Genomic DNA, 12168 nt, shown 5'->3' with positions numbered 1-12168 from the left:
GCCGCCGTGAGGCGGCCCTTTGCATTTCTAGTGCAGCAGTTCGGGCGGAACGCTACCGCCGTGATCGGCGACCCGCTTGAGTACTTCACGGTGCAACCACATGTTCATCTGCGCCGAGTCGCTCATCTTCTCGGCCGGGCAGTCCAGCTCGACGGCCAGCTCGCGGCGCGATTCCAGGCTGCTGTCCAGGCCGAGCAGCTTCATCAGGTCGACGATCGATGTCCGCCAGTTGAGCTTTTCGGGATGACTGGCAGCCATCGAATCGAGCTTGGCTGCTACGTCCACCTGGGACAGGTGGGCGGGGGCCGCGTTGAGGTCCTGGCCCGGTGCCAGGGTCGCATTATCGGTGGCGGATGGCCGATTGGTAGTCAGCGTCGCGCCTTGTTCATTGCTGGTCGAGGCGCTGGTGGGCGCGGTGCTGGTCGGCTTGTGTGCTTCGTTGGAAACGCCACCAAGGCCCAGTTTCTCTTTGATGCGGTCGAACAGTCCCATGGCAAGACCCTCTTGCGGTGAATGGCTTCGCGTTGGACCGCCGAATCAGTCAAAGCGCTCGGCTGCGCCGTGCTGACCTGAGTCAACGGGCCTGGCGACGGACCGTTCCACCATGGCGGGGCCATCTTCGTGGGAGCCAGGCAAATGCCGGAATTTCTGGCCGGACTGGGCGTGATCCGGTTTCGCTTTCTGCTGCAAGCCGTCACCTGTGTGGCGTTGGGCGTCGCGCTGGCCATACGGCAGGTCGGCAGCCAGATCGCGTTGTGGGACGTGCTGGCGGTACTGATCGGCGCAATCGCCGCGCATGCGGCGGTGAATGCGCTGAACGAATATGCCGATTTTCGTAGCGGGCTGGATCAACAGACTCGACGCACGGCGTTCAGCGGCGGCAGCGGGACACTTCCTGCACAGCCGGGGCTCGCACCCGTGGCGCTCTGGCTGGGCATCGGCAGCCTGGCGCTTTGCGCTGCCAGCGGCGCCTGGCTTCTCTGGCGCGATCCGACCCTGGCCCTGCGCCTGGGGCCGCTAGGATTGCTCGGGCTGTTGCTGGTCGTTGCCTATACTCCTTGGGTAACGAGACAGCCTTGGTTGTGCCTGGTGGCGCCTGCCCTGGGCTTCGGACCGCTGATGGTGCTCGGAACGCAGTTGGCGCTGGCAGGCAGGGTCGATGGCACCGGGTTGGCGCTTTCGCTGGTGCCTTTTGCGCTGTGCAACAACCTGCTGTTGCTCAACCAGTTTCCAGACATCGAGGCGGACCGGCGGGTTGGCCGGCGCACATTGCCCATGGTCCTCGGTTGCGCCCGCTGTGTGCGACTGCTCTGGCTGCAGTGGTTCGCCACCTATCTGCTGCTGGTGGCGGTGGTAATGGCAGGCGTCGCACCCATGGCGGTGCTGCTGGGTTGTGCGACCCTGCCGCTGGCTGTGCGCGCTGGCTGGCTGCTCCGCGGCGAGCCCTGCCGCGAGCGTGCTTTGCTGCCGGCGATGGGCTTGAACGTGGCGATCAGCGTGACGACGCCATTGCTGGTCGCGATCGGGCTGTCGCTCGGTTGATCGTGGAACCGCGGCGGGTTGGCGGCTCTCTATTGTGCAACGCCACGGTAATGCCGCTTCGATTCGAAAGGAGACTTCTATGGAACCGGTAAGCAAAACCCTCGAACTGCTTTTCGAGCAGCTCGGCCTGCCTTCCGATCAGGCGGGAATCGACGCGTTCATCGCCGAACACTACCCACTGCCCGACGACGTCAAGCTCACCGAGGCATCGTTCTGGAGCCCCGGCCAGGCGCAGATGCTGCGTGAGGCGCTGGCGAGCGATGACGCCTGGGAGCCGGTGGTCGATGAACTCAATGTGCTCCTGCACGAGAACCGCGACAGAGCCGGCGAACCGCGCTGAGCGCTAATAGAAAGGCCCGGGAAACCGGGCCTTTTCGCGTTCAGTCCTGGCGGCTGGTGACTTCCAGCAGGTGATAGCCGAACTGCGTCTTCACCGGGCCTTGCACCTGGTTGAGCGGCGCGCTGAAGACCACGGTATCGAACTCGCGGACCATCTGCCCCGGGCCAAAGGAACCTAGATTGCCGCCGTCACGGCCGGACGGACAGGTGGAGTGCTGACGGGCCAGCTCGGCGAAGTCGGCACCGCCTTCGATGGCGGTTTTCAGTTCATTGCACTTGGCTTCGGTGGAAACCAGGATGTGGCGGGCGGTAGCGCGTGCCATGGGAACACTCCTCTGCGAATAGGCCGCCGAGGCTACCGCAAACGTCTTCCCTTGGCGATGGCCGCCGCCGTGAGCGTTGAAGGCGTAATGAAGGCCCCTGGCAATCATCGTTTCGGGTACTCTCGCGCGCTTTTTCAAGCCGACCTGGAAACCTTTCCCATGCTCGAAGCCACCCTGGCGCAACTCGAAACCGTTATCGATGACCTGCTGCAGCGCAACCAGCAGCTCAGCGAACATTGCACGTTGCTCGAACAGCAGCTGCAGCAGGCCCGTGAGGAGAACGACAACCTGCAGCTCGCCGCGCTGGAGCAGGAAGACCGCCAGGGCGCCACCCTGGCACGCCTGCAGGCCCTACTGGACCGTGCCGCCAGTAGCTCAGCGGCATGAGTGCCGATGGGGTGCAGGTGCTGAAGGTATTCGGCCGCGAGTACTCCTTCCGCGCCCCGCCCAGCCAGGAAGCGCTGCTGCAGGATGCTGCCGCGCTCCTGCAGCAGCATCTGGCCGAGAGCCAGCGGCAGTTCCCCAACGCCACTGGCGACAAGCTGCTGGTGCTGACGGCGCTGAACCTCTGCGTACCCTTGCTGAAACAGGACGAGCAGTTACAGAGCGTCGAGCAGCGCATCGCGGCCAGCCTGGCGCGGATCAACCGGCAACTCGATGCAACCCGCGATTGACCGCTCAGGCGGCGTCGCTGCTGCGTCCGGGTTGCAGCAGCGGATGATCGGCCAGGTAACGCTGCAGCTGTGCGACCTGCTCGGGGCTGCAGACCAGGCCGAGCTTGGTGCGCCGCCAGAGAATGTCCTCGGCCTGGGTGGCCCATTCCTCGGCGAGCAGGTAATCCACTTCGGCCCGGTACAAGCCGTGGCCAAGTTCTTCACCCAGCTCGCTGCGTGAACGCGCGTCGCCCAGCATGTGCCAGACGCGACTGCCATAGGTCGTGGCCCAGCGGTGGGCCAGCTCTGGCGTGATGTCGACGACTCGCTCGGTGAGCCGCGCAGCCAGCTCGCTGATCGAGCCGAAGCTCTCCGCGCCGGGCAATGGCGACGATGCAGTCCAGCTGTCGCCCATCTGCGTAAAGAACGGCTTGAGCTGAGCGAGCGCGGACTCGGCCAGCTTGCGGTAGGTGGTCAGCTTGCCGCCGAACACCGAAAGCAAGGGAGCCTGGCCTGGGTCAGCCGAGAGCGACAGGGTGTAGTCGCGAGTTACCGCCGAAGGGTTGTCCGATTCGTCATCGCATAGCGGCCTGACGCCGGCAAAGGTGTGCAGGATGTCCTGCGGTGCCAGCTGCTTGCGGAAATGCGCGTTGGAAATGGCCAGCAGGTAGGCGATCTCCTCTTCGCTGATGCTGACCTGCGCCGGGTCGCCCCGGTATTCGCGGTCGGTGGTGCCGATCATGGTGTAGCGATCCAGATAGGGAATCGCGAACACGATGCGACGATCTTCGTTCTGCAGAATGTAGGACTGTTCACCTTCGAACAGGCGCGGAAAGATGATGTGGCTGCCCTGGATCAGGCGTATGCCATAGGGCGAGCGCTGCTTCAGGTTTTCGCCGATGAACTGTGCGACCCATGGGCCGGCCGCATTGACCAGCGCCTTGGCGCGTAGGGCGAAACGGCTGCCGTCGGCGCGCTGTAGCTCGACATGCCAGATGCTACCGGCGCGCTTGGCGCTCAGGCATTGGGTGCGGGTGTGGATATGCGCACCTTTCTCGCGCGCCGCCATGGCGTTGAGCACTACCAGACGCGCGTCGTCCACCCAGCAATCGGAGTACTCGAAGCCACGGCGGATATGCGGTTTGAGCGGACTCTCGGCGGAAAAGCGCAAGCCCCGCGATCCCGGCAGCTTCTCACGCTTGCCGAGGTGGTCGTAGAGGAACAGCCCGGCGCGGATCATCCACGCCGGACGCAGATGCGGGCGGTGAGGCAACACGAAACGCATCGGTTTGACGATGTGCGGTGCCTTCGCCAGCAGCACCTCGCGTTCGGCCAGCGCCTCGCGAACCAGGCGGAATTCGTAGTGTTCCAGATACCGCAGCCCGCCATGGATCAGCTTGCTGCTGGCCGACGAGGTGTGGCTGGCGAGGTCGTCGCGTTCGCAAAGGAACACTGACAGTCCGCGGCCGGCGGCATCGGCCGCGATGCCGACGCCGTTGATACCGCCGCCGATCACGGCAAGGTCATAGAGCTCGGAGACGGGCTGGACGGAATGGGGCACGGGCTTCTCCTCGAAAACGAAAGATCATGTTCGGTTTTGAACATGTTATTCGCGAGAGAATCCATGTGAAAGCAAAAATGTTCGAAATCAGATAAAAGGGAACATTTCCGAAAATGGCGTTTGCTGCCTTCCGCACTGAGCGGGACGGGCGCGAAAGCTCGCTATCCGGCGATTTCCACCTGCACCTTGTGGCGTGCAAGCAGCTCGACGAATACATCGGATGGCGGCGTGTCGGTGAACAGGCAGTCGATCTGCTCCAGCGAGCCCAGGCGGGTCATGGCGCTGCGGCCGAACTTGCTGGAGTCCGCGGCGAGGAAGACCTTGCGTGCGTTATGGATGATCGCCTGGGAGACGCGGACTTCCTGGTAGTCGAAGTCGAGCAGGGTGCCGTCCTCGTCGATGCCGCTGATGCCGATCAGTGCAAAGTCGACCTTGAACTGGCTGATGAAGTCGGCGGTGGCCTGGCCCACCACGCCGCCGTCGCTGCGCACGTTGCCGCCGGCGATCAGCACATCGAAATCCTCCTTGGTGCTGAGGATGCTCGCCACGTGAAGGTCGTTGGTGATGATCTTCAGGTTGCGATGGTTGAGCAGGGCGCGGGCGATGGCCTCGGTAGTGGTGCCGATATTGATGAACAGCGAAGCCTGATCGGGGATGCGCGCGGCCATGGCGGCGGCGATGCGCTGCTTTTCATCGCGCATCTGGTGCGCGCGCTGGCTGTAGGCGGTGTTCTGCACGCTGGAGTCGTAGGCCGCGCCGCCGTGGTAGCGCCGCAGCAGGCCGGCTTCGCCGAGCTGGTTGATGTCGCGGCGGATGGTCTGCGGGGTCACGGTGAAGTGCCGGGCCAGTTCGTCGATGCTCACATAGCCGCGTTCGCGCACGAGTTCGAGGATGTTCTGCTGCCGGGGCGCCAGGCTCATGGGGCTTCCTTGTTCGCTGTTTGGCGGGAAGCATGCCGGAGTCTGGCGTTCGGTTAAAGCGTAGCCTGTTCGGATTCGCGCATGACCGCGCCTGCCAGCGAGCCGGTCGCCGGCAGGCGTGGGCGCGTCCGCTCAGTCCTCGGCCCAGTTGCGGGTGCGCTCGACCGCCTTCTGCCAGCCGCGATAGAGCGCTTCGCGCTGTTCGCTGCCACACGCCGGTTCGAACACCCGCTCGATGCTGCTCTTGCTGCGCAGCTCGTCGAGATCGCTCCAGAAGCCTGTCGCCAGTCCGGCCAGGTAGGCTGCGCCGAGGGCGGTGGTTTCCTTCATTTGCGGGCGCTCGACCTGGGTGCCGAGCAGGTCGGCCTGGAACTGCATGAGGAAGTTGTTGGCCACCGCGCCGCCGTCCACGCGCAGGGCGCGCAGCCGCTCGCCGGCGTCCTGCTGCATGGCATCGAGCACGTCGCGGGTCTGGTAGGCGATGGACTCCAGCGCCGCACGGATCAGATGGTCAACCTTGACCCCACGGGTCAGGCCGAACAGTGCGCCGCGGGCGCGCGGATCCCAGTAGGGCGCGCCAAGGCCGGTGAACGCCGGCACCAGGTAGATACCGTTGCTGTCCGGCACCTTGGTGGCGAAGTACTCCGAGTCCAGCGATTCGTTGAGCACCTTCAGTTCGTCACGCAGCCACTGCACGGTGGAGCCGCCATTGAAGATGGCGCCTTCCAGGGCGTAGTTCACTTCGCCACGCGGCCCGCAGGCGATGGTGGTCAACAGGCCATGTTCGGACTGCACTGCCTTGGTCCCGGTGTTCATCAGCAGGAAGCAGCCGGTGCCGTAGGTGTTCTTGGCCTGCCCGGGCTCGACGCACATCTGGCCGAACAGCGCGGCCTGCTGATCCCCGGCGATACCGGCGATGGGAATGCCGGTGCTCTGGCCGGAACCGATGTAGGCGTGGCCGTAAATTTCCGACGAGGAACGCACCTCCGGCAGCATCTCGCGCGGGATATCCAGCGCTTCGAGCATCACCGGATCCCAGTCCAGCTTGTGGATGTCGAACAGCATGGTGCGCGAGGCGTTGGTGTAGTCGGTGACGTGGGCCTTGCCCTGGGTCATCTTCCAGATCAGCCAGCAGTCGACGGTGCCGAACAGCAGTTCGCCGCGGCGGGCGCGCTCACGGCTGCCCTCGACGTGGTCGAGAATCCACTTGATCTTGGTGCCGGAGAAATAGGGGTCGATCACCAGGCCGGTGGTCTTGCGGATGTGATCGTTCATGCCGTCGCGCTTGAGCTGGTCGCAGATCGGCGTGCTCTGGCGGCTCTGCCAGACGATGGCGTTGTAGATCGGCCGGCCGCTGACCTTGTCCCAGACGATGGCGGTCTCACGCTGGTTGGTGATGCCGATGGCCGCCACCTGCTCGTTGCTGATGCCGGCCTGGGCCAGGGCTTCGACGAACACGCCGCTCTGGGTCGCCCAGATTTCCATCGGGTCGTGCTCGACCCAGCTCGGCTGCGGGTAGATCTGCGCGAACTCGCGCTGGGCGATGGTCACCACGTTGGCGTTGCGGTCCAGCACGATGGCGCGGGAGCTGGTGGTGCCCTGGTCGAGGGCTACGACGTATTGCTTGTTCGAGTTGCTCATGGCGACGTTCCTCAGCGGGCTTTGCTGACTTCGGGTTGCGCGGAATTGATTTCGGTCGGGGTGTTTTCTCGGGCGGCCGGCACTGCGCAGGCGGCTGAGCCGACTCCGGGCAGGTGCCGGCAGATCAGTGCCTTGTAGCCGGCGGCGCCGAGGCAGGCACCAAGAATCGGGGCGAACACCGGCACCAGAAAATACGGCACGCTGCGCCCGCCGGTGAGGGCGACCTCGCCCCAGCCGGCCAGAAAGGTCATCAGCTTGGGTCCCAGGTCACGCGCCGGATTCATCGCGAAGCCGGTCAGTGGTCCCATCGAGCCGCCGATGACGGCAATCAGCAAGCCGATCAGCAGCGGTGCCAACGGCCCCCGTGGCAGACCGTTGCCGTCGTCGGTTATGGCCATGATCATCGCCAGCAGAATCGCGGTGATCACCGTTTCCACGAGAAACGCCTGGCCGAACGACAGCGAAGCGTGCGGATAGGTGGAGAAGATCGAGGCCAGCGCCAGGCTCTCCGTGCTGCCGCGGATCATCTGATGGCTCTGTTCGAAATCGAAAAACAGGCTGCTGTACAGCCCGTAGACAAGCGCCGCGGCGCAGAAGGCGCCGGCCAGCTGCGCCAGGATGTAGGCCGGCACCCGGTGGCGCTCGAAAGTGCCGAACAGCCACAGGGCGATGGTCACTGCCGGGTTCAGATGGGCACCGGAGACGCCGGCAGCCAGATAGACTGCCATCGATACACCGATACCCCAGATGATGCTGATCTCCCACAGGCCCAGATCGGCACCGCCGAGCTTGAGCGCGGCGACGCAGCCGGTACCGAAGAAGATGAGAAGGGCAGTGCCGAGAAATTCGGCGATGCATTGTCCCTTGAGCGTAGGGACGATGGGCGTACTCATGCGCGAGGCCTCGTTCAGTTGTTTTTGTTTTATTCCGAGCACTGCGGTTCGTTCGGAATTGTTCGGAAACGAAAACTTAGAGGCAAAGAAAGGCGCTGTCAAAGTAAAAAATCGAACATTTTCCCGCCATCCGTCGGAACCAAATGGCTGAGCGGTTGTCCGGCGCCGAGGTGTGCGGCGAGCGTTCTTGCCCGGCTCAGTGCCGACGCCGCCACAGCCGCCAGCCGAGCAGCAGGTCGTCGGACAATGGCACCGTCGCCAGCGCCAGCAGCACGGCCGCCAGCGGAACGGTGAAGAGGAAGCCGATCAGCTTGAAGCCCTGCGCACCGACGACACCGCCCCCGAAGAAGCAGCCCACCAGCAGGCTGTTGATCAGCAGGCGCTCCCGGTTGGCGCGCACCCGAGGCAGGTCTTCGCGCCGCGAGCGGTTGACATAGAGCAGCTTGCCCAGCTCGATACCGATGTCGGTGATCATGCCGGTGACATGGGTGGTACGTACCTCGGCGTTGGAAAGCTTGGTCACCATGGCGTTCTGCAGGCCCATCATGAAACTCAGCAGCATCACGGTCAGCGGCACGAAGAAGCCCGGCACCTCCATCAGGCGCGCGCCAAGCACGCCAAAGGCCAGCAGCAGCCAGGCCTCGACAGCCAGCGGCGCGGCATAGACGCTGTGCAGCCGGCGCCGACGGGCGAAGTTGATCATCAGCGTCGAGCACATCGCCCCGAGCACAAAGGACAGCAGCGCGCCCAGGCCGGCCAGCACCAGCTGGTAGCGCCCGAGCGCCAGGGCGTCGGCCATCGTCGAAACGATGCCGGTCATGTGCGACGTGTATTGCTGCACCGCCATGAACCCGCCGGCGTTGGCGGCACCGGCGACGAATGCCAGGTACAGGCCGAGCTGGCGATTGCTCCGCCGGGAGCGACGGCGATCGGTAAGGCGGCGCACATAGTGGATGGGCACGAAACCTCCGCGACAGGAAACTGCAGAGGGCCAGCAGTATACGCCTCTCGTCAGCGTCGGGCCTGGCGCTCGCGCCGCAGTGGGCCGCCCGTGCGCTGCTTGGCGTGGCGCGGCCGCCGCTGGCGCGACAGTTCGCGTGTGATCGCCTGGTTGAGCAGGGTGCGCTGTTCTTCGGCCTGCTCGACCTGCGCAAACCGGTCTGGCAGCGTGCGCGCCAGGTGCAGGTAGGTTTCGACCACGTGCAGCGAAGTCTCCAGGGAGCTCAGGTCGTTGCGCAGCAGCAGGCGCGGCAACTCGACCGAGCGGCCAGCGGCGACCCGCTTGAGCCACTGCTGCGCGGCATGCGCGGCCGGCCCCTCGAGCCCGCCGCGAATCGGCGTGCAGGCGAAGATCCAGCGCAGCCAGAGGGGGATTTTCGGATCGTCGATCAGGCCGATCCACTCGGCCAGCTCGTCGGGCAGCACCGAGACGAACTCGGCGCCGTAGTTGATGTTGCGGTTGAACGTCAGCCAGGCACGCAGCAGCGACGGCTCGTTCATCTGCTCGGAAATTGCCAAGAGGTGTTCGATGGACGGACGAACCTGAAACTGCGCGAGGCTCACCGGGCGGTCCGGGCTGTGAAACAGCTGGCGGATCGCGCGCAGCGTCTGCGGGTCGAGCGCGGTGATGGTGCCTTCGTCGTGATGGCCGAAACGACCGGCACGCCCGCCGATCTGCTTGACCTCCTGAACGTTGAGCTGGCGGTTCTGGATGCCGTCGAACTTCTCGTCGGTATAGAAGCACAGGGTGTGCGCCGGGAGATTCAGGCCCATGCCCACCGCGTCGGTGGCGACCATCAGGTCCGCCTCGCCCTCGCGGAAGCGCCGTGCCTGCTCGCGGCGCACTTCCGGCGACAGCGCGCCGTATACCACCGAGACGCGCTTGCCGGTGGTTTCGAGCATGCCCTTGAGTTCGAGCACGGTCTTGCGGCTGAAGGCCACCAGCATCGAGCCCGGCTCGAGGCCGTTGAGTGTGGTGGCCCGGCGTGCGACCTCCACCGGCGACAGGCGCCGGGTGCGCTCGATCTTCAGCTGATCGCCACACAGCTCGCAGAGCGTACGCAGCGAGGGTTCGATCAACGCCGGGCCGGTCATCAGCAGGCGTGGCGTGTAGGCACTGACCAGCGCATCGACCCAGGCCCAGCCGCGCTGGCCGTCGGCAAGCATCTGCACTTCGTCGACCACCACCACGTCCCAGTGCTGGCCGCGAAAGCGGGCGAACTCCTCCACCGTGCAGCAGAAGTGCGTCGCACCTTCGCGGATGATCTGCTCCTCGCCGGTGACCAGCGAGCAGGGCACGCCCATGGCTTCCAGGCGCTCCTGATTCTCCAGCGCCATCAGCCGCAGCGGCGAGAGGTAGATGCCGTGCTTGACTGCCGTCATCGCCTCGATCGAGCGATGGGTTTTGCCGCTGTTGGTCGGCCCCAGGTAGGCGACCCACTGGCGGGTCAGCCGGCGCGCCGGGTACAGCTCGTGGTAGTGGGCGAAGCGCGGGTCGTTCTCCAGCAGCACGGCAAAGGCCATGCGCTCGGCGTGCTCACGGTGGGCGAGGGTAATGGCGCGGCGCAGCTTGCGCGGCTCCAGCTGGAGCAGTTCGATCAGCCGCTTGTGGCCCAGTTGCAGGAGGTCGAAGTCGCCGGCGTGCTCGCGCATCAGGGCGAACTTTTCCTCCAGCATCTGGCGGTCGTCGGCCTTGTAGCGGGCCACTTCGGCGTCGCTCAGGAGCTGATCGTGGCGGGGCACACGCCGCTGGATTTCCAGGCGCAGATCGCCCTGGCGCAACTCGACGACATAGCGCAGCTCATGACGGGTCTCGTTGACGATCTCGATGGCCCGCGCGAGGAATTCGTCGAGCCGCTCGACTTCCGGGCGGACCCGCGCCAGGCAGCGCTGGCGGCTGTCCTCGTCCATCTCGGCGAAGGGCCTTTCGAGCAGTTGCAGGCGGCTCCGCACATGGCTCTGCACGGCCTGCTGCAGCGTGCCGGGGAAGTCACCGCGCCGGGGGCTGTCTTCCAGGCGCAGGGCCCATTCGGGCTCCAGCAGGTGTGCCGGCGAGCCCAGGGTGAAGGTCTTGGTGGTCCCGAACACGTCGACGTCGCAGGCGATTTCGCCGAGGTCGCGAGCGACGACGCGGTCGAGCAGTTCGTTCGCATCGGGTTCGGCCATCAGCGCGTCCACTGCCTCGGCGTGCAGGCCCAGCCAGAAGGCTTTTGCCGCGCGCCCCAGGCCCGGCATCGGGTAGCCGATGTAGGGCATGTACCACTTTTCCTGATGGTGCTTCTTCGCGACGAAATCCGGATGGCGCGCGCTGGCCCACTCGATGAAGCGCGCAAGACGCTCGAGCCTGACGGATTTGTACGGCTTGCCCCCGGCCTTGGCCATGATCGACACCTTTACTGATCAGTGTTGTGTTTCGACCCGCAGCGCAGCAGATCGCTCAGTGCGCGCGGTCGCGCCTGTCCGCACCGGCCGGGCGCTAAGGTACCGAGCGCGGTGGCTCTGCCTCATCGGCGGCGCCGTGACCCTGGCCCTGTAGCTGCCGTTTCAGGCTGCGCACTTCCTCGGTCAGGCTTTCCATTTGCAGCAGCAGCCGTTGCAGCGTTTCGCGATCGGCCTGTTGGTCGCGGTCGTCCTGCTCGTTCTTGTCGGCGACGAACAGCGAGCCGATGTAGGCCGCGAAGCTGCCGAACAACCCGACGCCCGAAATCATCAGCAGCACCGCAACGATCCTCCCCAGGGTCGTGACCGGGTAGAAGTCGCCGTAGCCGACCGTGGTCACCGTGACAAAGGCCCACCACAGAGCTTCCTCCGGCGTGTTGATCGAGCTCTGCGGATTGGGCGCCTCCACCAGCAGCATGGTCAGTGCACCGAATGCGACCAGCAGCATGGTTGCGGTAGCGGCCGAGGCGACGATGCCTTCGGCGCGGTTGCGGAACAGGATCCGCCAGATCAGGCGCATCGACTTGATCGCCCGCAGCACGCGCAGAATCTGCAGGACGCGGAACAGCTTGGCCGCCTGCAGGCCCGCGGCCGGTACGCTGGCCAGCAGGTCGATCCAGCCCCAGCGCATGAAACGCAATTTGTCCTCGGTCTGTTGCAGGCGCATCCAGAAGTCGAGAAAGAAAAAGAAGCAGACGATGTTGTCCAGATAACCAAGCAGCGTCGAGACGTCCTCGGGCAGTTCGAACAGAAGGTCGGCCACCAGTGCGCCGATCACATAGACGGAAAGCACCAGGATCAGGATCTGGAAGGGCGTAACGGGTTGCTGCTTCATGACAATGGCCGCTGAGGACGTCA

Annotated in this window: 13 protein-coding genes; 4 read left to right on the top strand and 9 right to left on the bottom strand. The window is 65.1% G+C overall.

Going from position 1 to position 12168, the window contains the following annotated elements:
- Positions 1-27 precede the first annotated feature (27 nt).
- Complete coding sequence (locus tag AC0KXH_RS12380; RefSeq protein ID WP_488223487.1) at positions 28-492, bottom strand: DUF3597 domain-containing protein; 465 nt, start codon at positions 490-492, stop codon at positions 28-30.
- A 144-nt stretch (positions 493-636) separates the two neighbouring features.
- Between AC0KXH_RS12380 and AC0KXH_RS12375 the strand changes: the two genes are divergently transcribed.
- Positions 637-1542, top strand: a complete 906-nt coding sequence (locus tag AC0KXH_RS12375) for a prenyltransferase (RefSeq protein WP_488223486.1) — start codon at positions 637-639, stop codon at positions 1540-1542.
- Between the two features lie 79 nt (positions 1543-1621).
- The gene (locus tag AC0KXH_RS12370) at positions 1622-1882 is read left to right on the top strand and encodes a DUF2789 domain-containing protein (RefSeq protein WP_041106538.1); all 261 of its coding nucleotides are present in this window, start codon (positions 1622-1624) and stop codon (positions 1880-1882) included.
- A 40-nt stretch (positions 1883-1922) separates the two neighbouring features.
- Here AC0KXH_RS12370 and AC0KXH_RS12365 read toward each other — a convergent pair whose 3' ends face one another.
- Positions 1923-2204 carry a peptidylprolyl isomerase gene (locus AC0KXH_RS12365; protein WP_041106536.1) on the bottom strand — a complete coding sequence of 94 codons (282 nt, stop codon included), beginning with the start codon at positions 2202-2204 and terminating at the stop codon, positions 1923-1925.
- A 159-nt stretch (positions 2205-2363) separates the two neighbouring features.
- Here AC0KXH_RS12365 and AC0KXH_RS12360 point away from each other — a divergent pair, with 159 nt between their 5' ends.
- Together AC0KXH_RS12360 and AC0KXH_RS12355 are read left to right on the top strand one after the other, a co-directional pair.
- On the top strand, positions 2364-2591 hold the full coding sequence (locus AC0KXH_RS12360; protein ID WP_041106614.1) for a hypothetical protein: 228 nt from the start codon (positions 2364-2366) through the stop codon (positions 2589-2591).
- Complete coding sequence (locus AC0KXH_RS12355) at positions 2588-2878, top strand: cell division protein ZapA (protein WP_061338352.1); 291 nt, start codon at positions 2588-2590, stop codon at positions 2876-2878. Before AC0KXH_RS12360 ends, AC0KXH_RS12355 begins: the two co-directional genes overlap by 4 nt.
- Positions 2879-2882: 4 nt before the next feature.
- On the opposite strand, the gene glpD is transcribed toward AC0KXH_RS12355, so the two are convergent.
- From glpD to AC0KXH_RS12320, 7 genes are all read right to left on the bottom strand, one after another.
- Entirely contained in the window at positions 2883-4418 is a 1536-nt protein-coding gene (gene glpD, locus AC0KXH_RS12350; protein ID WP_488223485.1) for a glycerol-3-phosphate dehydrogenase, read from the bottom strand.
- A gap of 161 nt (positions 4419-4579) precedes the next feature.
- Positions 4580-5338 (bottom strand): DeoR family transcriptional regulator, encoded by a 759-nt coding sequence (locus AC0KXH_RS12345; protein ID WP_488223484.1) that lies wholly within the window; start codon positions 5336-5338, stop codon positions 4580-4582.
- 132 nt (positions 5339-5470) lie between these two features.
- The gene (gene glpK, locus AC0KXH_RS12340) at positions 5471-6979 is read right to left on the bottom strand and encodes a glycerol kinase GlpK (protein WP_043220993.1); all 1509 of its coding nucleotides are present in this window, start codon (positions 6977-6979) and stop codon (positions 5471-5473) included.
- 11 nt (positions 6980-6990) lie between these two features.
- The gene (locus tag AC0KXH_RS12335; protein ID WP_488223483.1) at positions 6991-7872 is read right to left on the bottom strand and encodes an MIP/aquaporin family protein; all 882 of its coding nucleotides are present in this window, start codon (positions 7870-7872) and stop codon (positions 6991-6993) included.
- A 196-nt stretch (positions 7873-8068) separates the two neighbouring features.
- Positions 8069-8833: a YoaK family protein gene (locus AC0KXH_RS12330; RefSeq protein ID WP_041106522.1), complete on the bottom strand. Its 765-nt coding sequence runs from the start codon at positions 8831-8833 to the stop codon at positions 8069-8071.
- 50 nt (positions 8834-8883) lie between these two features.
- Positions 8884-11253, bottom strand: coding sequence for a DEAD/DEAH box helicase (locus AC0KXH_RS12325; protein WP_488223482.1), 2370 nt, complete (start codon positions 11251-11253; stop codon positions 8884-8886).
- A gap of 94 nt (positions 11254-11347) precedes the next feature.
- On the bottom strand, positions 11348-12145 hold the full coding sequence (locus tag AC0KXH_RS12320; protein ID WP_488223481.1) for an ion transporter: 798 nt from the start codon (positions 12143-12145) through the stop codon (positions 11348-11350).
- Positions 12146-12168 lie beyond the last annotated feature (23 nt).

The sequence above is a fragment of the Stutzerimonas sp. CXK-1 genome, assembly GCF_057738225.1.
This window is presented reverse-complemented; position numbering and strand designations above follow the sequence as displayed.

What these genes read in the sequence shown, in the direction of transcription:
- AC0KXH_RS12345 (WP_488223484.1), bottom strand. Translation starts at nt 5,338, where the DNA reads ATGAGCCTGGCGCCCCGGCAGCAGAACATCCTCGAACTCGTGCGCGAA.
- AC0KXH_RS12370 (WP_041106538.1), top strand. Translation starts at nt 1,622, where the DNA reads ATGGAACCGGTAAGCAAAACCCTCGAACTGCTTTTCGAGCAGCTCGGC.
- AC0KXH_RS12320 (WP_488223481.1), bottom strand. Translation starts at nt 12,145, where the DNA reads ATGAAGCAGCAACCCGTTACGCCCTTCCAGATCCTGATCCTGGTGCTT.
- AC0KXH_RS12375 (WP_488223486.1), top strand. Translation starts at nt 637, where the DNA reads ATGCCGGAATTTCTGGCCGGACTGGGCGTGATCCGGTTTCGCTTTCTG.
- AC0KXH_RS12360 (WP_041106614.1), top strand. Translation starts at nt 2,364, where the DNA reads ATGCTCGAAGCCACCCTGGCGCAACTCGAAACCGTTATCGATGACCTG.
- AC0KXH_RS12380 (WP_488223487.1), bottom strand. Translation starts at nt 492, where the DNA reads ATGGGACTGTTCGACCGCATCAAAGAGAAACTGGGCCTTGGTGGCGTT.
- AC0KXH_RS12335 (WP_488223483.1), bottom strand. Translation starts at nt 7,872, where the DNA reads ATGAGTACGCCCATCGTCCCTACGCTCAAGGGACAATGCATCGCCGAA.
- glpK (WP_043220993.1), bottom strand. Translation starts at nt 6,979, where the DNA reads ATGAGCAACTCGAACAAGCAATACGTCGTAGCCCTCGACCAGGGCACC.
- AC0KXH_RS12325 (WP_488223482.1), bottom strand. Translation starts at nt 11,253, where the DNA reads ATGGCCAAGGCCGGGGGCAAGCCGTACAAATCCGTCAGGCTCGAGCGT.
- AC0KXH_RS12365 (WP_041106536.1), bottom strand. Translation starts at nt 2,204, where the DNA reads ATGGCACGCGCTACCGCCCGCCACATCCTGGTTTCCACCGAAGCCAAG.
- AC0KXH_RS12355 (WP_061338352.1), top strand. Translation starts at nt 2,588, where the DNA reads ATGAGTGCCGATGGGGTGCAGGTGCTGAAGGTATTCGGCCGCGAGTAC.